Annotated in this window: 20 protein-coding genes; 16 read left to right on the top strand and 4 right to left on the bottom strand. The window is 38.5% G+C overall.

All coding sequences use genetic code 11. The annotated features are described in order from the left end of the window. The 8 genes from opp4B to AC6R0T_RS11715 all read left to right on the top strand — a co-directional run bounded on the left by opp4B (position 1) and on the right by AC6R0T_RS11715 (position 11397). Positions 1-963: an oligopeptide ABC transporter permease gene (gene opp4B, locus AC6R0T_RS11750; RefSeq protein ID WP_206903394.1), complete on the top strand. Its 963-nt coding sequence runs from the start codon at positions 1-3 to the stop codon at positions 961-963. 15 nt (positions 964-978) lie between these two features. After that, the gene (locus tag AC6R0T_RS11745) at positions 979-1908 is read left to right on the top strand and encodes an ABC transporter permease (RefSeq protein WP_206903395.1); all 930 of its coding nucleotides are present in this window, start codon (positions 979-981) and stop codon (positions 1906-1908) included. A gap of 71 nt (positions 1909-1979) precedes the next feature. Continuing rightward, on the top strand, positions 1980-3767 hold the full coding sequence (locus tag AC6R0T_RS11740; RefSeq protein ID WP_303754091.1) for an oligopeptide ABC transporter substrate-binding protein: 1788 nt from the start codon (positions 1980-1982) through the stop codon (positions 3765-3767). A 220-nt stretch (positions 3768-3987) separates the two neighbouring features. Further along, positions 3988-4677 carry a ribonuclease III gene (gene rnc, locus AC6R0T_RS11735; RefSeq protein WP_230711062.1) on the top strand — a complete coding sequence of 230 codons (690 nt, stop codon included), beginning with the start codon at positions 3988-3990 and terminating at the stop codon, positions 4675-4677. Positions 4678-4706: 29 nt separating this feature from the next. Continuing rightward, positions 4707-8285 carry a chromosome segregation protein SMC gene (gene smc / locus AC6R0T_RS11730; protein WP_303754090.1) on the top strand — a complete coding sequence of 1193 codons (3579 nt, stop codon included), beginning with the start codon at positions 4707-4709 and terminating at the stop codon, positions 8283-8285. A 50-nt stretch (positions 8286-8335) separates the two neighbouring features. Further along, on the top strand, positions 8336-9145 hold the full coding sequence (locus AC6R0T_RS11725) for a Cof-type HAD-IIB family hydrolase (RefSeq protein WP_303754089.1): 810 nt from the start codon (positions 8336-8338) through the stop codon (positions 9143-9145). 32 nt (positions 9146-9177) lie between these two features. Continuing rightward, complete coding sequence (gene ftsY / locus AC6R0T_RS11720) at positions 9178-10617, top strand: signal recognition particle-docking protein FtsY (RefSeq protein ID WP_303754088.1); 1440 nt, start codon at positions 9178-9180, stop codon at positions 10615-10617. Between the two features lie 123 nt (positions 10618-10740). Beyond that, positions 10741-11397, top strand: a complete 657-nt coding sequence (locus AC6R0T_RS11715) for a CPBP family intramembrane glutamic endopeptidase (protein WP_206903401.1) — start codon at positions 10741-10743, stop codon at positions 11395-11397. 323 nt (positions 11398-11720) lie between these two features. On the opposite strand, the gene AC6R0T_RS11710 is transcribed toward AC6R0T_RS11715, so the two are convergent. After that, positions 11721-13520, bottom strand: coding sequence for a sensor histidine kinase (locus tag AC6R0T_RS11710; protein ID WP_303754087.1), 1800 nt, complete (start codon positions 13518-13520; stop codon positions 11721-11723). Between the two features lie 40 nt (positions 13521-13560). Between AC6R0T_RS11710 and AC6R0T_RS11705 the strand changes: the two genes are divergently transcribed. Then, positions 13561-14274, top strand: a complete 714-nt coding sequence (locus AC6R0T_RS11705) for a response regulator transcription factor (RefSeq protein WP_303754086.1) — start codon at positions 13561-13563, stop codon at positions 14272-14274. Here the strand turns inward: AC6R0T_RS11705 and citG are convergent. The 3 genes from citG to AC6R0T_RS11690 all read right to left on the bottom strand — a co-directional run bounded on the left by citG (position 14271) and on the right by AC6R0T_RS11690 (position 17383). Continuing rightward, positions 14271-15128, bottom strand: coding sequence for a triphosphoribosyl-dephospho-CoA synthase CitG (gene citG / locus AC6R0T_RS11700; RefSeq protein WP_303754085.1), 858 nt, complete (start codon positions 15126-15128; stop codon positions 14271-14273). The genes AC6R0T_RS11705 and citG overlap by 4 nt on opposite strands. After that, positions 15121-15816, bottom strand: coding sequence for a GntR family transcriptional regulator (locus tag AC6R0T_RS11695; RefSeq protein WP_206903405.1), 696 nt, complete (start codon positions 15814-15816; stop codon positions 15121-15123). The genes citG and AC6R0T_RS11695 overlap by 8 nt, the downstream gene beginning before the upstream one ends. A 172-nt stretch (positions 15817-15988) precedes the next feature. Continuing rightward, on the bottom strand, positions 15989-17383 hold the full coding sequence (locus AC6R0T_RS11690) for a CitMHS family transporter (RefSeq protein ID WP_303754084.1): 1395 nt from the start codon (positions 17381-17383) through the stop codon (positions 15989-15991). 430 nt (positions 17384-17813) lie between these two features. Here AC6R0T_RS11690 and AC6R0T_RS11685 point away from each other — a divergent pair, with 430 nt between their 5' ends. The 7 genes from AC6R0T_RS11685 to citE are packed head-to-tail and all read left to right on the top strand — an operon-like array spanning position 17814 to position 22093. Then, positions 17814-18131 (top strand): hypothetical protein, encoded by a 318-nt coding sequence (locus AC6R0T_RS11685; protein ID WP_206903407.1) that lies wholly within the window; start codon positions 17814-17816, stop codon positions 18129-18131. Positions 18132-18158: 27 nt separating this feature from the next. Beyond that, a complete protein-coding gene (locus AC6R0T_RS11680; protein ID WP_303754083.1) occupies positions 18159-18554 on the top strand; it encodes an acetyl-CoA carboxylase biotin carboxyl carrier protein subunit in 396 nt (131 codons plus the stop codon). A gap of 44 nt (positions 18555-18598) precedes the next feature. After that, positions 18599-19714 carry a sodium ion-translocating decarboxylase subunit beta gene (locus AC6R0T_RS11675; protein ID WP_206903409.1) on the top strand — a complete coding sequence of 372 codons (1116 nt, stop codon included), beginning with the start codon at positions 18599-18601 and terminating at the stop codon, positions 19712-19714. 45 nt (positions 19715-19759) lie between these two features. Beyond that, positions 19760-19882: an OadG-related small transporter subunit gene (locus AC6R0T_RS11670; RefSeq protein WP_095006513.1), complete on the top strand. Its 123-nt coding sequence runs from the start codon at positions 19760-19762 to the stop codon at positions 19880-19882. Between the two features lie 21 nt (positions 19883-19903). Then, positions 19904-20899, top strand: coding sequence for a [citrate (pro-3S)-lyase] ligase (gene citC, locus AC6R0T_RS11665; protein WP_206903410.1), 996 nt, complete (start codon positions 19904-19906; stop codon positions 20897-20899). Positions 20900-20909: 10 nt separating this feature from the next. Beyond that, positions 20910-21218 carry a citrate lyase acyl carrier protein gene (citD, locus tag AC6R0T_RS11660; RefSeq protein ID WP_206903411.1) on the top strand — a complete coding sequence of 103 codons (309 nt, stop codon included), beginning with the start codon at positions 20910-20912 and terminating at the stop codon, positions 21216-21218. Continuing rightward, positions 21206-22093 (top strand): citrate (pro-3S)-lyase subunit beta, encoded by an 888-nt coding sequence (citE, locus tag AC6R0T_RS11655; protein ID WP_206903412.1) that lies wholly within the window; start codon positions 21206-21208, stop codon positions 22091-22093. The genes citD and citE overlap by 13 nt, the downstream gene beginning before the upstream one ends.

Here is a 22093-nt window from a genome sequence, read left to right as displayed (position 1 = left end):
ATGTGGAAAACAATTTTACGACGTGTACTTTTAATGATCCCTCAAGTTATTATTTTGAGTATTTTAATCTTTATGTTAGCCAAAATGATGCCTGGGGATCCATTTACCGGGTTGATCAGTCCTACGACTTCACCGTCACGGATTGCAGAACTAAGAGAACAAGCTGGTTTAAATGATCCATGGCCGCAACAATATGTTCGTTGGGTTGGTAACGCCTTAAAAGGTGACTTTGGTATTAGTTATAACTACAAATATGCCGTTACGACAGTTATCGGACAACGGATCGGCAATACGGTTCGCTTGGCGATTGTTACAGTTATTTTGACTTATTTGATTGCTATTCCAATGGGGTTATTTGCCGGCAGATATCAGAACTCTTGGTTTGATAAATTTGTTGTTGCATATAACTTCATCAGCTTTGCGATTCCAGTATTCGTATTAGCTTTGATTATGTTGTTAATTTTTGGTTACCGTCTAGATTGGTTCCCTACCACGGGGAGTGTCTCGATTAACTCCAGTGCTGGGTCCTTTAAGTACTTCTTAGATGAGTTATACCACGTCGCGTTGCCGGCAATTGTTCAAGCGTTACTGGGAACAGCTGTAACCATCCAATACTTACGTAGTGAAGTTGTCGATGCAAAACAAATGGATTATGTGCGGACTGCCCGTTCTAAAGGGGTACCAACCAACCGCGTGTTTACCCGCCATATTTTCCGAAACGCATCATTACCAATCGCTTCACAATTGGGGTATGAAATTGTCGCATTGATTTCTGGTTCAGTGGTTATCGAGCGTATCTTTAACTATCCGGGGATTGGGAACTTGTTCATTTCAAGTATCCAACAACGGGATTATGCTATCATCACTGCTTTGACGTTGATTTTCGGGATTGCTACTTTGATCGGGACATTGGTGTCTGATATCGTGATGAGTATCGTTGATCCGCGGATCCGCATTCAGTAGTAGGGGGATAGTAGAATGTCTGAAAAAAATACAACAGAAAAAACGGCTCCAGTTGAAAAAGTATCGGTTCCACCAATGGGAATTCGAATGATTGCCCGCGAATTTGTTAAAGATCGTTTGGCACTTTTTTCACTGATAGTCTTAGTCTTATTATTACTTTTTGCTTTTGTGGGGGCGTTGTTCTTTGACCAGAGTTTGGTCAATACCGTTAACCCAATTGACCGCTATTTGGAACCAGGATCAATTTCCATGGAAGGTCATAAATTACTTTTAGGTTCTGATGATGGTGGTCGTGATGTTTTAGGCTTGCTTGTAATCGGTGCACGTAACTCAATTTTTATTGGTTTTGCAATTACGATTGCGACATCGATTATCGGTGTGGGTATCGGAATTATGTCGGGTTACTTTGGTGGCATTTTCGATATGATCGTGATGCGTATAGTCGATTTCGTTATGATTTTACCCATCCAATTAATCATCATTGTGTTAGTAACCATTATTCCACGCTATACAGCACTAAGTTTGGTTATCATCATGAGTGCGTTTTATTGGACGGCTAAAGCACGGCTGTTTCGTGCTAAAACATTGTCTGAAGTTCGACGGGATTACGTTTCCGCTTCAAAAACATTGGGGACAAATGATTTTAAAATTATGTTTAGAGAAATCATGCCTAACTTAAGTTCATTAATTATCACCAACTTGACGATGAACTTTGCTGGTAATATCGGGATTGAAACAACATTGACTTTCTTAGGTTTTGGTTTACCAAACGAAACACCAAGTTTGGGGACACTGATTTCATTTGCAACCGATTCTGATGTCTTGGTAAACAAACAATGGGTTTGGGTACCAGCTTCAATTCTAATTTTAGTTTTAATGTTAGCCATCAACTACGTAGGACAAGCATTCAAACGTTCAGCAGATGCGCGTCAACGTCTAGGTTAATTGCGGTATAACCATCTCTTACAGATGTTTGTATAAAAAAAGTTTTTAGTAAATGTATGGGAGGAACGGAAATGAAGAAAAAAATCATGGGTATGGTATCATTGTTCAGTATTTTTGCATTAGCTGCCTGCGGTTCTGGCGGTTCAGACAACAGCAAAAATAATGACAGTGGTTCAGGTGACAAAGCAGCAAACACATCTTTTGAAATGGCAACAAAAAATGATAAAAAGGCAATTGACGGCGGCACTTTAGAAGTAGCAGTCGTATCAGATACTGACTTTACTGGTATTTTTAGTCCTGCCTTTAGCCAAATCACATTGGATGACTACTTTAGTGAACCAGCACAAGAAACATTGATTTCTGTTGATAAAGATTTGAAAATCAAAGAAGACAATCCAGCCTCAACAGTTAAAATGGATCCAGATAGTAAAACAGTTACCATGACGATTAAAGACGGCGTAAAATGGAGTGACGGCAAAGACGTTACAGCCGACGACATGATCTTCCCATATGAAGTAATCGGACACAAAGACTACGCAGGTGTACGTTACAGTGATGCCCTACAACAAATCGAAGGTATGGTAGAATACCACGATGGCAAAGCAGACTCAATCAGTGGGATTGAAAAAGTTAACGACAAAGAAATCAAAATCAAATTCAAAAAATTCCTACCTTCAATTTTACAAGGTGGTAATGACCCAATCTTAGGTTATGCTATGCCAAAACATGCTTTTGAAGGCATTGCGATTAAAGATATGGAAGGTTCTGATCCAGTTCGTAAAAATCCTGTTACAATGGGACCTTATAAAATTAACAAAATCGTTGCCGGACAATCTGTTGAGTTTGTTCCAAACGAACATTACTATGGTGAAAAACCAAAATTAGATAAAGTTGTCATGACCAAAGTTGGTACAGCTGCAGCAGCTGAAGCTATGAAGTCTAAAAAATATGACATGTTCTATGAAATGCCAACAAACACGTATGATTCATGGAAAGACAACAAAGGTTACCAAATGTTAGGTCAATTAGACAATGCCTATGACTACATCGGCTTCAAGATGGGTAAATGGGATGCTGATAAAGGTAAAGTTGTAATGGATCAAAATGCTAAAATGGCAGATAAAAACTTACGTCAAGCAATGGGTTATGCCCTAGATAATAAAATTATCGGCGACCGTTTCTTTGCTGGGTTGAAAATACCTGCTAACTCATTAATCATCCCGCCATTTGGTGATTTATATGACAAAGATCTTAAAGGCTACACACAAGATGTAGATAAAGCGAAAAAACTATTAGACGATGCTGGCTTTAAAGATACTGATGGCGATGGTTTACGTGAAGACAAAGACGGTAAGAAATTAACAATCAACTTTGCTTTCCGTGACAATTCTGGTGTAGCAAAATCAATTGCAGATTACTATATCCAATCATGGAAAAAAATTGGTTTAGATGTTAAATTATCTGGCGGCCGTTTGATGGAGGTAAACAGCTTCTACGACAAATTAGGTGCTGACGATCCTGAAATCGACGTTTACCAAGCTGGTTGGTCAACTGGTTTTGATCCAAATCCAAGTGGTTTGTACGGAACAGTTGCACAATTTAACTTTACTCGTTTTGAATCTGAAGAAAATACGAAGTTGTTAGAAGAAATGTCTTCTGAAGATGCATTAGATTCTGCAAAACAAGTAGAAATGTATAAAGAATGGCAAGAATATGCTTTTGATCAAGCATTTGCAATTCCAACAATGTATATGTACACACTACGTCCTGTAAGTGATCGTGTCGTAGATTTCTCTATTCAACGTCAATACGATGCTTATCCATGGGCTACAATCGGTGTAAGTTCTGAAGAACGTTAATAATTGATAAAAAATGACCACGAATTTTCGTGGTCATTTTTTTATGGGAAAAACGTCTGTTAAAAAAAAGCGTGTTTTTTATTTTTTGTAGGTGAAATAGTTAAAAGTTCGTTGTAAATCAACGGAGATATCGTGAATAACATTTCCTAATCGCTAGAAAATCAGTATAATAGGAAGGTGAGTATTGAAACAAAATCCAACCTAAAAAGGACTGTCAATAATGGATAATCAATTACAAACTATGTTAAAAGAAAAATTTGGGATTGTTTTTAAAAACGTATCGTTATTAGAACAAGCATTTACCCATTCATCTTATGTCAATGAGCATCGCAATTTGAATTTAGCCGACAACGAACGTCTGGAATTTCTCGGGGATGCCGTTTTGGAATTATTGGTTTCTCGTTACTTGTATCGCCAATATCCCGATTTACCTGAAGGAAAGCTAACGAAAATGCGGGCGTCTATTGTGCGGGAGGAAAGTTTAGCTGCTTTTGCTAAAGAATGTGATTTTGACAAAGCAATAAAGTTAGGTAAAGGGGAAGAAAACTCTGGTGGCAGAACTCGTCCTTCACTTTTATGTGATCTTTTTGAAGCTTTCTTAGGGGCGTTATATTTGGATCAAGATTTAGAAACAGTTAAAGCTTTTATTCAAAAAGTGATTTTCCCTAAAGTTGCTGCGGGTGCTTTTTCACATGAGATGGATTACAAAACACGTCTGCAAGAAGTCTTGCAAAAAGGTGGCGACGTGCAGATTGATTATCGCCTGGTCAAAGAAGAAGGTCCGGCTCATGAACGGATTTTTTGGACAGAAGTATATTGCGATGATCGTTTAATTGGTAAAGGCCAAGGAAAATCAAAAAAATTAGCCGAGCAAGCGGCGGCCAATAACGCCTTAGAAAAACTTGCATAGTAGAGATCAGAAGGGAGCCCGGAGCTTTCGTGTATTTAAAGAAAATTGAAATCGCAGGCTTCAAGTCTTTTGCAGATCGAACTGTAATCGACTTTGAAAATGGCGTAACGGCTGTTGTAGGGCCAAACGGTAGTGGTAAAAGTAATATCACCGAAGCAATTCGCTGGGTTTTAGGCGAGCAATCAGCCAAAAGTTTGCGCGGTGGCAAAATGCCCGATATTATTTTTGCCGGTTCTGATTCCCGCAAGCCATTAAATATCGCAGAAGTCACAGTGGTACTGGATAATAGTGATCATTACCTGCCACTTGACTATAGTGAAATCAGTGTGACACGCCGCTTACGACGCAGTGGTGAAAGTGATTTTTATATTAACAAGCAAAGCTGTCGCTTAAAAGATATACAAGATTTGTTTATGGACTCAGGCCTTGGTAAAGAGTCCTTTTCTATCATTTCTCAAGGTAAAGTTGAGGCGATTTTTGCCAGTAAACCAGAAGATCGCCGCGGGATTTTTGAAGAAGCCGCGGGAGTTTTAAAGTATAAACAACGGAAGAAAAAAGCAGAGCAAAAATTATTTGAAACAGAAGACAACTTAAGCCGTGTCCAAGACATCGTCTATGAATTAGAAGATCAACTGACTCCCCTCAAAGAACAAAGTCGCACTGCAAAAGAATTCTTGCGGCTGAAAGAAGAATTAAAGCGCATTGACGTGGCCCATACAGTCACAGAAATCAAAACAACGAAAGCTACTTGGGACAAAGCAGAAGAAAGTTTACAACAGTTAAATCAAGACCTAAAAGCTATAACGAATAAACTGACAACAGCAGAAAATCAATTGCAAAATAAGCGCCAAAAGCGACAAGAATTGGATCAGTGGTTAGAAAATGCCAATCAACAATTACTTTTTCTAACTGAAAGCTTAAAACAAGCAGAAGGTCAGCAAGAAGTCTTGTTGGAGCGCTCGAAACATACGCAACGTAGTTTTTCTGAATACGAAGAAAATTTAGCAGAGAATAAAGAAAAAATTGAACAGCTAGAAAATGCGAAACAAGAAATTATTCATGAACTTTCAGCTAAAAATGGGGCAGTACAAAACTTAGAAACAAGCGTTGCAGCATTAAAAGACGAATTAACGCGGCTACAAAAATCCACCAAAGAGCTCTTAGAAGAATTGCGGGGGCAATATGTGGAAAAAATGCAGGAGCACGCAAATATTGGAAATGATTTAAAATATTTAGAACGTCAATATTTACAAGAAAATGCTAAAAACCAGAAAACAATGACCAAACAAGGGGAGTTGCATAACCAAATCGCCACGCTCTCAGTGCAAAAAACAACACTAGCAGAAAAATTAACAGCAGCTGAAGAAAATTTGGTAGAACAGCGTAAAAATTACATTTTGGTCCAACAGCAAGCCCAAAAGTTACAACAAGAGTTTGAAATGGAACAAAAGAAAATGTATAGCTTGATGCAACAAGTGCAACAAGTAAGAGCAAAGCAAAAAAGTTTGCAAGATATTCAAGACAATTACACTGGTTTTTATCAAGGGGTCAAAATTGTTTTACAAAACAAAGAGCAGCTGACAGGAATTGTAGGCGCTGTGGCAGAGCTTATTCAAGTGCCAACTGAATACACCTTAGCAATTGAAACAGCTCTAGGAGGAGCCGCGCAACACGTTGTCGTGGAAAATGAAGGCGATGCAAGACAGGCGATCACGTTTTTAAAAGAACGTCGCGCTGGCCGTGCAACTTTCTTGCCTTTGACGACAATTAAAGGTCGCCATTTAAGTGAAGCGGTCATTAATATGGCAAGTAAAAATAAGGGCTTTTTAGGCGTAGCCAGTGAATTAGTTAAAGTTGCAGAAAAATTGCAGCCGATTTGTGACAACTTATTAGGCAGCACCTTAATTGCCCAAGAATTAAAGAGTGCCAATGAAATTGCCCGCGATGTGCAATTTCGTTACCGTGTTGTTTCATTAGAAGGCGATGTTATGAACGCTGGTGGCTCCATGACCGGGGGGGCGACTAAAAGAGGCAATCAAGGGAGTCTTTTTAGTCAAACCAATGAATTGCAAAACTTAACAACGGAACTTCAGACACTGGATACGCGCTTACTAGCAACTGAAAAACAAGTTCAGCGCATCGAAGAACGGGTAAAAGAAAAGACAGCTCAATTGGAGCAACTACGCAATAGTGGCGAAAGCGCCCGCTTAACAGAGCAAGAATTAACCAATCAAGTCAAAAATGTGACCCAAGAATTACAGCGCTTGGAAAAAGAGCAAAAAGTATTCGCTTATGAAAATCGAGAAGTGCAGCAATTTTTAACCGAATATGAAGAACAAAAAGCAGAGTTAACCGCAAAACAAGCACAAGTCGACCGCAAACGAGAAAGCATCAACAAAGAGATTCAACAATTGACCCAACAAGAAGATGTGATTGAAGAGAAAAGACAAGTGGCTAGTGCTGCTTTAGCAACAAAACAAGCAGAATTAGCAGTAGCGGTTGAAAAAGTCAGCAATTTAAAACAAACGCTTGAAAGAAATGACGCCGCGTTACAAGAAGCAAATAGGCGCCATGAAAGTTTAACTAATCAAATGGCTGCTTTAAACTCCAACTCAAGTGATCATGAACTGTCTGAAGAAGCCTTGCAAAAAAAAGTTGCAGATCTTCGGCAGAAAAAAGCCGATTTAGAGGGCGAATTGGCAGCAAACCGGCAAGAGCGCAGTGTGTTGCAACAAGTTATCACCGCTGCAGATGAAGAAATGACGCAGTTGAATTTGGAACAAAAAACATTTTTATCGCAAAAAACCAAAGAAGAAGTAGCCAAAAACCGCGCTGATATTCATTTGGACAATCTTTTGGCTTATCTGCAAGAAGAGTATAGTATCACCTTTGAATTAGCTGTTAGAGAATATGACATAGTTTCAGATAGTCAACAAGCTAAAAATGAGATTCAACGCTACAAACGTGAAATTGAACGTTTAGGGCCAGTCAATCTAAACGCCATTGAGCAATATGAGCAGGTGCTAGAACGCTATACCTTCTTAACAAGTCAACGAGATGACTTGTTAGCAGCCAAAGATCAATTATTTAAAACAATGGATGAAATGGACGAAGAAGTGAAAGTTCGTTTCGGTGAAATTTTTGAAGCAATTCGTTTGCGCTTTAAAGAAGTCTTTCCACAAATGTTTGGTGGTGGTCGTGCAGAGTTGACACTAACAGATCCGACAGATTTATTAAATACAGGGATTGAAATTGAAGCCCAACCACCTGGTAAAAAATTGCAAAACTTAAGTTTACTTTCTGGTGGCGAACGTGCGTTAACGGCAATTGCATTGCTGTTTTCAATTATTCAAGTACGTCCGGTACCGTTTTGTGTGTTAGATGAAGTAGAGGCTGCTTTAGATGAAGCTAACGTTACCCGCTTTGGGCACTATTTAAGTCGTTTCCAAGATGATACGCAATTTATCGTAGTGACCCACCGCAAAGGAACGATGGAAGCCGCTGACGTGCTCTATGGGGTGACCATGCAAGAATCTGGCGTTTCTAAAATTGTTTCTGTCCGTTTAGAAGACGTCAGTGAAGGCGGTAAGATTAAAACAGAAGTGTAAGAAAAATTTTCTGAACAATTACAAAAGCTTTTAGAAAGGAGTCTATTTGATTGATTAAGATGATCGCTATTGATCTTGATGGTACGTTACTAGATCAGGAAAAGAAAATTAGTCAACGTAATAAAGAGGCTTTGGCAAAGGCTAAAGCACAAGGGGTAAAGATTGTTTTATGTACAGGACGACCTTTACGGGCAATCAGACCTTATTTAGAGGAATTGGAGTTAAAAGAGGCTGGAGATTACAGTATTACGTTTAACGGAGGGATCGTGCAAAAAAACGATACTGGTGAAGTAATGGCGAAATCTGTTTTAAGCTATGATAATGTACAAGAATTGGTAAAATTAGCGCGTGATTTGGCGTTACCATTAGATATTGTTTCCGATGAAGTCGTTTATATTCTGCCTACAGCTCCAGATCACCAATCTATTTATTCCAAGTTAAATCCATTGTTACACTTCCAACCCTTTTCACAAGCAGAATTAACGGAAGAATTGTTATACAACAAAGCAGTGGTTGCTTTTGAGCAAGAATACTTGGATCAACAGTTGGCAAAAATCCCAGCTGAGTTCAAAGAACGTTATGAAATTATCAAAACACGCGATGTTTTACTGGAATTCATGCCAAAAGGCGTAACCAAAGCGTATGGCTGTAAATTGTTAGCAGAGCATCTTGGCATTACAGCTGCGGAAGTCATGGCGATTGGTGATGAAGAAAATGATCTACCGATGATTGAATACGCGGGAATGGGTGTGGCAATGGATAATGCGGTAGCGATGGTCAAAGAAGCTGCGGACGTTATCACTGCTAGTAATGTCGCAGACGGCGTAGCACAAGTAGTCGAAAAATACGTGCTACAATAAATGAAAGCAAAATTACGATAAGGAGGTTCAATATGGGCTTTTTCGATAAGATTAAAAAGGCTTTAATGGGGGAAGCTGAACCAAAAACTCCCGAAGAAACACAAGTGCCACCCGAAGAAACAAAGGAAAATCTGTCTGATGACAGACCGCAATCAAACCCCGATACGTCAGCTGAAAGTACAGAAGGTACAGAAAGTACAGAAAGTACAGAAAATGCTGCGGATATACCGGCTGCTGCTGAAAAAGTAGCCCAAATACCTGCTACTACACAAGTTGAAATCCCAGCAGAAATCTCAGAAGAACAAAGTATTACCGATTCCAAGGTCGAAAAGAAAGAAGATTCTGCAGAAGATAGTGCTGCTTTTGTTGTCACTGAACCAGCCGAGACTGAAAAAAAATCAACGGTTGAAGCAAATGCCAATCAGCCAGAAACTGTTGATTTCACACCACCTGTCAGTGAAGCTGCTACTTTTGTTTCCGAAGAAGAACAAGTAGAAGAAATTAAAGAACAAAAAGAGCCAATTGCTTCAGAAAATGTACAGGAAAAATATGACAAAGGGTTAAAAAAATCACGAAAAACTTTTGGGCAACGCTTAAATGAATTGTTTGCCAACTTCCGTAGTGTGGATGAAGCGTTTTTTGAAGAAGTAGAAGAAACCTTGATCGGTGCGGATGTTGGTTTTGAAGCAGCAATGAAAATTGCCGACGACTTACGCCAAGAAGTAAAATTACAGAACGTGAAAAAGCCAGCTGAAGTACAAAATGTTATGATTGAAAAATTGGTTGATTTGTATGATGAAGCCGGTAGCGATGAGGTCAATACGTTAAATATTCAACCTAATGGTTTAACAGTTATGCTTTTTGTTGGGGTAAATGGTGTCGGTAAAACGACAAGCATTGGTAAATTGGCTTATGAGTATAAACAAGCCGGAAAAAAAATACTCTTAGCTGCAGCGGATACATTTCGTGCGGGTGCGATTGACCAATTAGTGGTTTGGGGTCAGCGCGCTGGTGTAGAAGTGGTTCGTGGCAATGCCGGAGGGGATCCGGCTGCGGTAGTTTATGATGCCATGGAAAAAGCGAAGGCACAAAATGCGGATATTTTATTAGTTGATACCGCGGGACGATTGCAAAATAAAGTCAACTTAATGAATGAATTGGAAAAAATTAAGCGTGTTATCAAGCGGGAAGCACCTGATGCTCCTCATGAAGTCCTATTGGTTTTAGATGCCACCACTGGACAAAATGCGATGGTTCAAGCTAAGCAATTTAAGGAAACGACGGATGTGACAGGGCTGATTTTAACAAAATTAGACGGAACTGCTAAAGGTGGGATTGTTTTAGCCATTCGAAATGAATTGCATCTACCGGTTAAATTAGTTGGCTTAGGAGAAGGTATCGATGACTTGGAACCTTTTGATCCTAATGAATTTATTGTCGGCTTGTTTAAAGGCTTAATAAAGGATGTATAAAAAAAGCCTGATGACTAGCATTTTTTAAAAGGTATTTTAAAACAGCAAGGTGAAGTTTTACTCGCTATCTGGGTGAAATTTCACCTTTGTCTTTAACTTTGAATAAAAACCTGGAGGAATGGTATGACACAAACAAGTTTATTAAAACGTTTAATCTTTTATTGTGGTTTTATTCTATTACAAAATCTTGTTTCAACGGTGGTCTTTTTGCCGAAAATTAGCGATGTGTTGCTCGCTTTAATTAGTGTGTTAGTCGCTGGCGGGTTTATTTATTTTTTAACAACGCGCTACCAAAAGCAGTTGCTGGTCTACAACCCCCGCGCAATTGGTCAAAAAAAAGTCGTAGGAAAATGGAAGTATGTGCTTTTAGGTGTCTTGGCGATGTTTGCTGCTAATATTGTGTTAGCAAATTTTTTGCCAGAAACAACGGAAAATCAAGCCGGGATTAATCAAAGCTTTTTGGTAAATCCCATCACCCTGACTGTCTATGGTGTGATTTTAGCCCCGATAATTGAAGAATTGCTGTTTCGCGGGATCTTTATGAATTACTTTTGGAATAAAGATACTGCCCGTGCAAAAGTTTTAGCGGTACTCACTTCGGCATTATTATTTGGTCTAATGCATGAACCCCGCATTTCAATGGCATTACTTTTATATATGACTTTAGGAATTGTGTTGGCAAGTGTGTATCAAAAAACAGAAGATTTACGTTGCTCAATGCTGGTGCATATGCTCTATAACGGTTTAGGCTTTGTCGGTATGTTTTTAACATTGCAATAAGAAAAGCTGAACAAACTTGTCCAGACTGCAAAAAATAAGGATGGGATTTTCGAAAATTGCTCTTTAAATTTTTGAAAATTTCAACTTATTTCTTGGCGGACTAGTATGTGAAGCTAGCCAATAAGAAAAGCTGAACAAACTTGCTCAGACTGCAAAAAATAAGGATGGAATTTTCGAAAATTGCTTCTTAAATTTTGGAAAATTTCAACTTAAAGCCAAAGAAAGCTAGTATGAAAAGCTGGGTAGGGATACTCCTACTAGTAAAAAAGATCGGAAAATGCAGCGTGAGATGCGACATTTTCCGGTCTTTTTGCAGTTTAAAACTATGATTCTTTACTACTGATAGGAATGATCAAACTGAAGGTAGTGCCTTCTTTTGAACTTGTGACCTCCATTAGCCAGCTGTTGCGTTTGACGATGGAAGAGACAATGAAAAGACCAAGTCCGGTTCCCCCTGCTTCTTTTCTAGTAGTTAGAAATGGTGTGAAGATCTGATCTTTAATACTTTTATCAATACCAGGACCATTATCTGAAACTTGAATCAGTGCTAATTTTTTATTTTGATAAATAAACGCGCCTTCTGTAATTTTTGCCTGCATCACAGCAGAAGGTGTGGTCAGTGAAACAGTAATAGTCGCGTCCGATTTCGCTTGATAGGCATTGGTGATTAAGTTATAGAGTAAAACTTGAACATCGTCTTGTTGGAATAAGGCATCGGCTGAAAGGTCGATTTCTTTTATGATGGTGACAGATTTTGGAATTAGAATTTTCATCGTTGTAACAGCTTCTTCGATTGCTTGATTTAAAGACTGTACTTTTTTCGTTTGATCTTTTTCCTTTGAAAAATGCAAAATTCGTTGCGAAAGTTGTTGCCCTTTTTTAGCGGCATAGTGCATATCTTCTAAATCTGCGATAAGTTCTGGATCATCTGTGTGTTCTGTCATTAATAGCTCAATATTACCAATTAAAGGCGTCAAAAAATTGTTCATATCATGTACGATTCCGGTTGTAACAAGACCGATTGTTTCCATTTTTGACTCTTGTAGGAGACTTTTTTCCAATTGGTGTTTTTCAGCTTCTAATTGCCGTTTTTCTTTTAAGCGTTGGTTTTCATTAGTTGTGTGCTGTTGTTTGGCAAGCAGGCGGACCATCAAAACTAAAAGCGATGCAACCATTAACAAAATTACAACAAGCCCTAAATTAATCAGTAGATCGTGCAAAATCCAACCGTTATCTTGGTAAAAGTCTGCTGTATTGGCAATGACAAAGCGCTCTTCGCCAATTTTTACCCATTGAAAGGCATTGAGTTTTAAAACAGAAGTTAAATCCGACTCATTCCACCAATAAGAATGATAACTTAGGCTGCCTTTTTCGTGCTTTTTTTGATAGACATCGAGTTTTTCTAAATCAGTATAATCTAGGTTAGGAAACCGTTTTTTACGGCCAGTTATAATATTTAATCCTATTTGTTCTCGGGCCGGATGCATGACGACTTCCATTTTTTCATTTTTCATTAGAGGGTAACGTTGTTCTGTATCCGTTGGTTGAATTTTATCTAAGAATAATTGCTCTAAATTTAACGGTACGACAACTAACCCTTGTAGCTCTTTTTTTGTATTGTAAATTGGATGGTAGAGATTAAAAAAAGAGTTTTGCTGAATAAAATAGACCTTCCCATTTTGGTTGACTTGTCCTTTTAGTGCTTTTTGAAAGAAAGGATCCGTAGTCATTTTTTTACTTAAGGTACTATTGGTCACCTGATTTTTAGCAGAATAATGACTTTCTAATGGTTGCCCCTCTTTATCAAAAAGAAAGATACCAGAAAAAGCGTGATTGCGCATAAAAAATTGCGTAATAAGATTATTTTGCTGTGGTAGTTGTAAGGCGGTATCCGTATTAATTGTATCCGTTACAAAACTGTCCAAGTCGCTGGCACTACTTGTAATTTCAGCTACAATTAATTTGGTACTTACCTCATTGACCTGTTCTAATTGTGTTTTTCCCATTTTTAAAGCTTCTTGTTGTATGTTATGATAGCCTAAAGCCGTGATGAGAATACCTGTTAAAGTTATCGCCATCACCGTGATAAAAAGTGCATTCATTTTTTTAGTTAACTTTTTCATTTTTTGGTAAGCCTTTCATTTTAACTTGGAGGAATTTGCGATGCGCAATGAAAAAATCTTAGTAGTTGACGATGATCCAGCGATTCGCCGCTTAATTTGGAAATCACTGCAATCGACTGGTATCCTGATTTATCAAAGTGATTCAATTGAAAAAACGATTGATATTATGAGTCGGGTGGAATTTGATTTATTTTTATTAGATATTAGTTTGGAATATGAAAATGACGGGTATCACTTAGCACAAATGATTCGCAATGAAAACAGCGTCGTGCCCATTATTTTTTTAAGTGGTAAAACACAAGATCAAGATATCGTTACCGGCCTTGAAACAGGGGCGGACTTATATTTGACCAAGCCATTTTCGCCTGCTATTTTAAAGGCGCAAGTCTTGGCTTCTTTAGACCGCAGTTTGGTGTTAAAAAAACATAATGGTCAACAAATTAAAACCAGCAATGTCTTAAAAATTGGTGAATTTACGTATGATAAAAAACGCTACCAGCTTTATAAAAACGATGTAGCACTTAAACTATCTTCCAAAGAAACACAACTTATGCAGTTTTTTATGGAAAATCCCAACCAGGTTTTTTCAAAGGAACAGATTTACCAAAGTGTTTGGGACGAAGAAAAAACCGATGCCAACACTATTATGGTCTTTATCAATCATTTACGCAATAAGATTGAAGATGATCCGAAAAATGCAAAATATTTGCAAACAGTGTGGGGAATCGGTTATACATTTGTCGCAACTATTTAAAATAGTCCTTCTAAAAGGGCAAAGTAGATGCCAAGGGATAATAAATCGGCGGCACCCCCAGGACTCCAATTGCGAGAAATTAAAATTTCATCATATTGGATGAGCGCTCTTATTAGTTCTGCGTTGGTTAACTCTTTTGCATGGAGTTGCTGCATTTCTGCCTTTAGCGTAGTAAGGGCTGTTGCTCCGCCGCGATGTAAGACGTTACTGTCTTCTAATTCACTCATTAAAAAGACCAATGCCCGTAATAATAATTCTTCACGGGGCAAATTACGATTTGCCCGCAGATAAGGAAGTAAAACTTCTCCTAAAGCCGGATAACCTGCTGCGGCTTGACCACGAATGCCTGTCGCTCCTTTAGCTAGGTAAAGCTTTTCACCGTGTGTCAGTTCTTTTTTTGATGCAACATTTTTAAAGTCGGTTTTTAATAAGTCTTTGGTAATGGCTTGACTTAATTTTAAAATATTTTCAGAGTCAGTTGCAGTCAAAGGCAACTGGCTTTTTTGTAGATGTAGTCCTGTCGCACCTAATAAAACCGCAAAAGAAAAATTGGCACCTTTATGGGTGTTGATTCCATTTGTCGCAGTAAACATGGCCGCTTCAGCTTGTTGGCCTAGTTGGCGTAAAGTATAAAACAGTTCAGCCGGAGTTCCCTGGTGTTGTAGTCCGGCTTTTAAATATTGAGAAAAATAAGGGGATAGCGCCAAGATGCTATCAATGAATAAATAAAAATCCATATCTTTGTGAGCGCCGTTAGTTAGACGGTCCACTAGCCCTGGTTTTGGTGAAAGGGCAACTTCGTAAAAAAGCCCCTTTTTAGCTGCGGCAACGACGGTGTGGTATTGGTTATTCAATTTGATGTGACTCCATTTCTTGTAAAATAAATTGTAAGGAGTGGTTTAAATGTTCATGGGTAATTAGCGTTACTTGGGTAATATCGTTTGTCACCATACCGCGATAAAGTAGCCAATGCTCCTCTAGTGCGCGATAACGCCGTTCAGATGAGCGAATGGCGATATCACGAAAATAAACGAGGTAGGCTTGTAGATCTGTCACAATAGTTTTCAAACGTTTCATCTGACTCTTTTCATAAATAAACGAATTGAAGTCAGAGAAGTTTTGTAAAACTTCATCGACTTTATCTTCTTGATTGAGGCGGTCGCCTTCTTCTAATAAAGCCCGCAAATCATCGAAATCTTTTGGGGTCATAAGCTGCATGGCCTTAATTGTCGCAAGTGTATCCAGCGACTTGCGAATATCATAAATTTCGTGGGCGTCTTTTATACTAATTCCTTTAACTACGATACCAACGCGGGGAACATGTTCGACTAATTGTTCTTCTACTAATTGGTGCAAAGCAAAGCGAATCGGGGTCCGGCTGATATTTAGCGTTTCTGAGAATTCTTTTTCGTTGATCCTCTCACCAGCAGGAATTTGACCTAAAATAATACTTTTTCGAAATGCTTCGTAAATAGAAAGTTTTAAGGGTTGATTTTGAGATAAGTCTAAATTATTTTTAACGGCTGCAATGGTTGCGTTCATTTTTATCAATCATCCTTTTATGGAAGTCTTTTTAAGTGAATTGGGACTTGATTTCTCGCCTCATCATATTTTCTATCTTGTTATTTGTCAACAAGCGTTTTTTCTTTTAGATAATAGTAGGTAATAAAAAGAAAAAAACCGGGTCGAAAGTGGCCCGGTTTTTTTTGTAACTTTATTTTTGTGGGATATAAAACGGTAAGTGACCGAATAACATAATCGTTACCACGAAGATGACGAAGATACAAGCGGCCCATTTCCCAGCTTCTCGTTGCCATTGTCCCATATCTAGTTTTGTTAAACGTAGTAGTAAGTAGATAAATGCTACTAATGGTGACAATAAGTGGAATGCTTGTCCCATTAATGAAGCAAGCGCCATTTGCATATTGGTAAAACCATAAGCACGACCTGCTTCAGCTAAGACTGGCATAACACCAAAGTAGAAACCATCATTTGAGATGAAGAATGTACCTGGTGCTGAAATTAATGCAATTACAATACCCCAGAAACCAGCAAGTTGTTTTGGAATAATGTAAGTGAAACTTGTTGCCAATGCTTCAGCTAAACCTGAACCTTGGAAAATACCCATGAAGACACCAGCAGCAAAAACTAGAATAACTACTTGAACAGCGTCGCCACCGTTAGCGCCGATACGAGCTGACTGATCTTTTAAGACAGGGTAGTTTACGATTAACGCAATACAAGTACCTAATAAGAACAAGAACAATGGTGGTTGTGCAAACCAACCAGGTAAACCAATTTGATCTGCAAATGAACTCAATACTAACCAAGCAATTAAAGCAATAGTCATGATTCCATTAAAAGCAAAAAGTTTTGGACGACGAATTGCCATTGTTTCTGGGTCTGTAACAGCAGTCATTTCTTCAATTTCTGCATCTGATAATTCTTTAATCCCTAAGCGTTTTCTTTCCTGACGTCCCATGTGAGGTGCTACTATAAAGATAACGAATAAAACAGAAAGAATCATACCTGGCATTAGGTAAGCTAGAATTTCAGCACCAACATCTAACACGGCCATTGCCCGTGCAGTTGGTCCGCCCCATGGCAATAAGTTCATGATTGTGTTTTGCAAAATAACCAAAACAGCTAGGTTCATTAATTTCATATCTAATTTTTTATAGATTGGAATAAAAGCAGAACAGCAGATTAATGTTGTTGTTGTACCGTCACCGTTTAAAGAAACAGCTGCGGCTACAACTGCAGTGGCAATCAAAACTTTCATTGGATCGCCTTTGGCAAAATGGATCATTTTTTTAGTGATTGGATCAAAAAGACCAGCATCTAACATGATAGAGAAGTAAAGGATGGCAAATAATAACATAATCCCTGTGTTAGAGGTTGTTTTGATACCTTCCATAACCCAATCGCCGATATTGTTGCTACCGGCTACACCGTCAACGACAGGTGGTGCGGTTACACCAGCAGCCAGTGCGATTAAAGCAAATACTAAAGGAATAATAACTAATGACGTAAGTGGAGATAATTTCTTTTTCATGATAACGAACATGAAGACGATAATCATGAGGTAAGACAAAATAGTAAGTAACATTTCCTTCTTCCTTTCAAAAACAGTTTTTTTGTGCTAGCGACAAAATGTGATGTAAAAGCTGGCTAACAAATGCATTTTTTCACAATTCTTCTGCTAACGCTTACATCATACGTAAGAATTTTCTAAAAAAAAACAAGCTTTTTAAAAAGGAACACGAAAAAAACAATTTGAGACAACAAATCTTATTTAGTGCTTAAAAAGTTATTAATAAAATCTTAACAGAGTGAAAAGGCTGTTAAATCAACGTTTTAAAGCGTTTTTAGTAAAATATGTGATTTTGAAACAGTAAAAGAACAATTTAATCAGAAAGCAAATCTTCTCAATAAAGTAAATCATTCTATAATGAGGATGTTGTAAGACAGTAACACCAAATTTTGAAATTATCTGTAGCCGACAAGGTTTAAGAAGATGAAAAGAAAGGAGTGAGTCGATGGGATTATGGGATTTTTTCCGTCAAAAGAAAACCGAAGAAGCGCAACCTATCTCACCTTCTGCAGTAGAGAAACAACCTACATCACCATGGCAGGAAGTACCCGCTTATATTGAAACAGATCCAAAAAATTATGAACTTGTTAGCGTTATTGCCTCCGCAATTATGGCCGGTGAACAGTCAGATAGCCAGTTTGTCGTGAAACGAATCTTAGAACGCAATCCTGAGGCCAAGCTCGTATCCATTATCTCAGCGAGTATTGCTGCAGGTGAACAAGAAGACAGTCAATTGACGGTCAAGAAAATCATGAAAAAATAAAACTATCTATGAAAGAGGAGAATGATTATGTTACGTAAATTCAAAATTGCAATTGATGGAACAGAGTATTTAGTAGAAATGGAAGAAATTGGCGGCGTGCCACAGCCGGCAGCACCAGCACCACAAGCAGCTGCACCAGTTCAAACAGCTCCTGCAGCAGCGCCAAAAGAAGAAGCACCACAAGCAACTGCCGCTACAACACCAGCAAGCGCAGATGCAATGACAGCTCCAATGCCAGGAACAATTTTGAAAATTTTAGTAAACGTTGGCGATGAAGTCAAAGAAAATCAACCAGTTATGATTTTAGAAGCGATGAAAATGGAAAATGAAGTTGTTGCACCAAAAGCTGGTACAGTAACAGGAATTCATGTGACACAAGGCCAAATGGTTAACCCTGGTGAAGCGTTAATTACAATTGGTTAATTTGATCAATTAGAAATGAAAATTTGATATAGGAAGTGAATTAAGTGGAAACTCTTTTAGAAGGAATTATCGGTATGGGACAAGAGCCGGGAAGAATTGTCATGATGCTAATCGGCGGCTTGTTGATGTACCTAGGGATTAAAAAAGAATACGAACCAACATTATTGGTGCCAATGGGTCTGGGAACAATTTTAGTGAACTTCCCAAATTCAGGTGTTTTACAAGCCGGTGGCGAAGCTGGTCCTTTCCAAGTATTATTTGATGCCGGAATCAGTACAGAATTATTCCCACTACTATTATTTATCGGGATTGGTGCCATGATCGATTTTGGGCCATTATTACAAAATCCGTTCTTGCTATTATTCGGTGCAGCTGCCCAATTTGGTATTTTCTTTACTGTTATCGTAGCCGTTTTACTTGGCTTTGATATTAATGATGCTGCTTCAATCGGGATTATCGGTGCCGCAGACGGTCCGACTTCAATCTTTGTGGCGAACACATTGAACTCAAAATATATGGGGGCAATTATGGTAGCGGCTTACTCATACATGGCCTTGGTACCAATTATCCAGCCAGTAGCCATTAAAGCTGTTACAACGAAAAAAGAACGTCAAATCCGCATGACCTATCATGCTGGGGCGGTATCACAAACAGCAAAAATTTTATTCCCAATCGTTATTACGATCGTAGCAGGTTTGATTGCGCCAGTGTCATTGCCATTAGTAGGTTTCTTAATGTTTGGTAACTTGTTAAGAGAATGTGGCGTTTTAGATCGTTTGTCAGTTTCTGCACAAAACGAATTGGTTAACTTGGTAAGTATCTTACTTGGTTTAACAATTTCAGTAAAAATGCAAGCCAACGATTTCTTAAAAGTAGATACATTAATCGTTATCGGGTTAGGTTTAGTCGCATTTGTGATGGACTCTGTCGGTGGTGTGTTGTTTGCCAAAGTGTTGAACTTGTTTAGAAAAGAAAAAGTAAACCCAATGATTGGTGCTGCTGGTATTTCTGCATTCCCAATGTCAAGTCGTGTTATTCAAAAAATGGCGACAGAAGAAGATCCGCAAAACTTCATTTTGATGCATGCAGCTGGTGCCAACGTTTCAGGTCAGATTGCTTCTGTTATCGCAGGCGGTCTGTTATTAGCGCTATTAGCATAATAATTTGCAAGTGAAAAACAGCTTGATAACAAAAGGAGGAAAACCATGTTTGAAGATTTAAAAATTGCATTTGAACTATTAGGTTTTGGTTGGGGTGGCGTTTTTGTCGTAATCTTAATCATTTACGCAGCCTCACAATTATTGGCGAAATTATTTCCGCCAAAATAAAAAATAATCGGGTGAGAAAAGATGTTAACACTAAAAAGACTCTGGTTGATCCAAGATGTAAAAGACCATAATCAGTGGAGTGAATTTTTACAAGCCGGTGGGCTGCATCCTGCTGAAGATGCGACGTATACTGTAGGAATTTATGATGGTGAAGAATTAATAGCGACCGGATCTCTGTCAGACAATATCATTAAGTATTTATTAGTATGCAAAAGATATCAATCTGAAAACTTGTTGACACAAATTATTGTTCATTTAATTGAACGCTTGCATGAAGAGGATATTTTTCACTACTTTGTTTACACTGCACCGGATAAAGAAGTTATTTTTCGTTCTTTAGGATTCAAAAAAATCATGAATACTAAAGAAGTATTGTTTATGGAACAAGGAGAACCTAGTTTTGACGACTATTTAAATTATATTGCTCGTTTTGATCATCCAGGTGAAAACGGTAGTATCGTGATGAATGCTAATCCGTTTACCTTAGGCCATAAATACTTGGTGGAACAAGCACGTAAAGTTTGTGATCATGTCTATGTTTTTGTTGTCTCAGAAGAAAAATCAGAATTTTCCAGTCCTGAACGCTTCGCTTTAGTTAAAAACGGCTTAAAAGAGTTTGAAGATGTGACGGTTTTACCGGCCAGAGATTATATGGTGTCATCTTTAACATTCCCAGCCTATTTCTTAAAAGATCGTGCCGAGTTAAATGTTGCTAGCGTTCAAGCCCGTTTAGATGCAACCCTTTTTAAAGAACGTATCGCACCTGTATTGCATATTAAAAAGCGCTTTGTTGGAGAGGAACCTTATTCAAAAGTAACCAATGTTTACAATGAAGCGATGAAAGAAGTATTTCGTCCGGATCTGTCACTGACTATCTTGCCTCGTTTGGCAATTGAAGGTGAAATCGTCAGCGCAACCAAAGTACGACAAGCACTCCAAGATCACAATGAGCCACTTGTCCAATCCTTCGTTCCGGACACTGTTTTAGCTTACTTGAAAGAGAAAAATAAAATTTGAGGTGAAAATTGTGGAAATCAAAAAAAGTGCAGTAGCTGGTACTGTGGAGTCAAGTGACATTATGGTTACTGTCGCTCCAAACCAAGAAGAAAAAATTGCAATTGCGTTAGATAGTAGTGTTGAGAAACAATATGGACAAGAAATTCGTGATTTGATTGAAAACACATTAAAACGCTTGGATGTAACAGCTGCTAAGGTAACAGCAGTCGACAAAGGTGCATTGGATTGTACCATTCAAGCGCGGACATTGACCGCGGTTTACCGTGCGAGTGAAGTCGCAGAATACGACTGGAAGGAGATCGACTCATGGAACGCTTAAGAAGAACGATGATGTTTGTACCTGGTGCTAATGCCGCAATGTTGAGAGATGCGCCTTTATATGGTGCTGATTCAATTATGTTTGACTTAGAAGATGCTGTTTCTTTAAAAGAAAAAGACTCAGCTCGGACTTTGGTTCACTTTGCTTTAAAAACATTTGATTACAGCAGTGTGGAAACCGTAGTCCGAATTAACAGTTTGGATACAGTAGGTGCACAAGATATTGCTGCAATGGTCTTAGCTGGCGTCAATGTTATCCGTTTGCCAAAAACTGAAACAGCACAAGATATTGTGGATGTGGATGTTGAAATTACAAAAGTAGAAGAAGCAAATGGAATTGTCGTTGGGACTACTAAAATGATGGCAGCGATTGAATCAGCTGAAGGCGTCTTAAATGCCCGGGAAATTGCGAAAGCTTCTACCCGATTAATTGGTATTGCCCTTGGTGCAGAAGACTATGTAACCAACATGAAGACGCGCCGCTATCCAGATGGACAAGAATTGTTCTTTGCCCGTAGTTTCATTCTTCATTCTGCAAGAGCAGCCGGCATTGCCGCAATCGATACAGTTTATTCAGATGTCGATAATGAAGCAGGTTTCTTAAAAGAAGTTGAAATGATTAAACAACTTGGTTTTGATGGAAAATCAGTGATTAATCCGCGCCAGATTCCACTTGTCAATAAAGTATATGCACCGACTGAAAAAGAAATTCAAAACGCAAAAGAAGTAATTTGGGGAATCAGAGAAGCCGAAGCCAAAGGATCTGGCGTTATTTCAGTTAACGGAAAAATGGTAGATAAACCTATCGTGGAACGGGCAGAACGTGTCATTGCTTTAGCAAAAGCTGCCAAGTTGATTTCCGAGGAGGATATTTAA

This window comes from Enterococcus sp. S86.2 (genome assembly GCF_059834485.2).
The sequence above is the reverse complement of the archived record's forward strand: the minus strand, read 5'-3'. Positions and strand labels throughout refer to the sequence as shown.

Excerpts from the sequence above, each read along its gene's own strand:
- AC6R0T_RS11680 (WP_303754083.1), top strand. The coding sequence starts at position 18,159 with ATGTTACGTAAATTCAAAATTGCAATTGATGGAACAGAGTATTTAGTA.
- AC6R0T_RS11670 (WP_095006513.1), top strand. The coding sequence starts at position 19,760 with ATGTTTGAAGATTTAAAAATTGCATTTGAACTATTAGGTTTTGGTTGG.
- AC6R0T_RS11705 (WP_303754086.1), top strand. The coding sequence starts at position 13,561 with ATGCGCAATGAAAAAATCTTAGTAGTTGACGATGATCCAGCGATTCGC.
- AC6R0T_RS11745 (WP_206903395.1), top strand. The coding sequence starts at position 979 with ATGTCTGAAAAAAATACAACAGAAAAAACGGCTCCAGTTGAAAAAGTA.
- AC6R0T_RS11685 (WP_206903407.1), top strand. The coding sequence starts at position 17,814 with ATGGGATTATGGGATTTTTTCCGTCAAAAGAAAACCGAAGAAGCGCAA.
- AC6R0T_RS11740 (WP_303754091.1), top strand. The coding sequence starts at position 1,980 with ATGAAGAAAAAAATCATGGGTATGGTATCATTGTTCAGTATTTTTGCA.
- opp4B (WP_206903394.1), top strand. The coding sequence starts at position 1 with ATGTGGAAAACAATTTTACGACGTGTACTTTTAATGATCCCTCAAGTT.
- AC6R0T_RS11695 (WP_206903405.1), bottom strand. The coding sequence starts at position 15,816 with ATGAACGCAACCATTGCAGCCGTTAAAAATAATTTAGACTTATCTCAA.
- rnc (WP_230711062.1), top strand. The coding sequence starts at position 3,988 with ATGGATAATCAATTACAAACTATGTTAAAAGAAAAATTTGGGATTGTT.
- ftsY (WP_303754088.1), top strand. The coding sequence starts at position 9,178 with ATGGGCTTTTTCGATAAGATTAAAAAGGCTTTAATGGGGGAAGCTGAA.
- AC6R0T_RS11690 (WP_303754084.1), bottom strand. The coding sequence starts at position 17,383 with ATGTTACTTACTATTTTGTCTTACCTCATGATTATCGTCTTCATGTTC.
- citE (WP_206903412.1), top strand. The coding sequence starts at position 21,206 with ATGGAACGCTTAAGAAGAACGATGATGTTTGTACCTGGTGCTAATGCC.
- citC (WP_206903410.1), top strand. The coding sequence starts at position 19,904 with ATGTTAACACTAAAAAGACTCTGGTTGATCCAAGATGTAAAAGACCAT.
- AC6R0T_RS11710 (WP_303754087.1), bottom strand. The coding sequence starts at position 13,520 with ATGAAAAAGTTAACTAAAAAAATGAATGCACTTTTTATCACGGTGATG.
- AC6R0T_RS11715 (WP_206903401.1), top strand. The coding sequence starts at position 10,741 with ATGACACAAACAAGTTTATTAAAACGTTTAATCTTTTATTGTGGTTTT.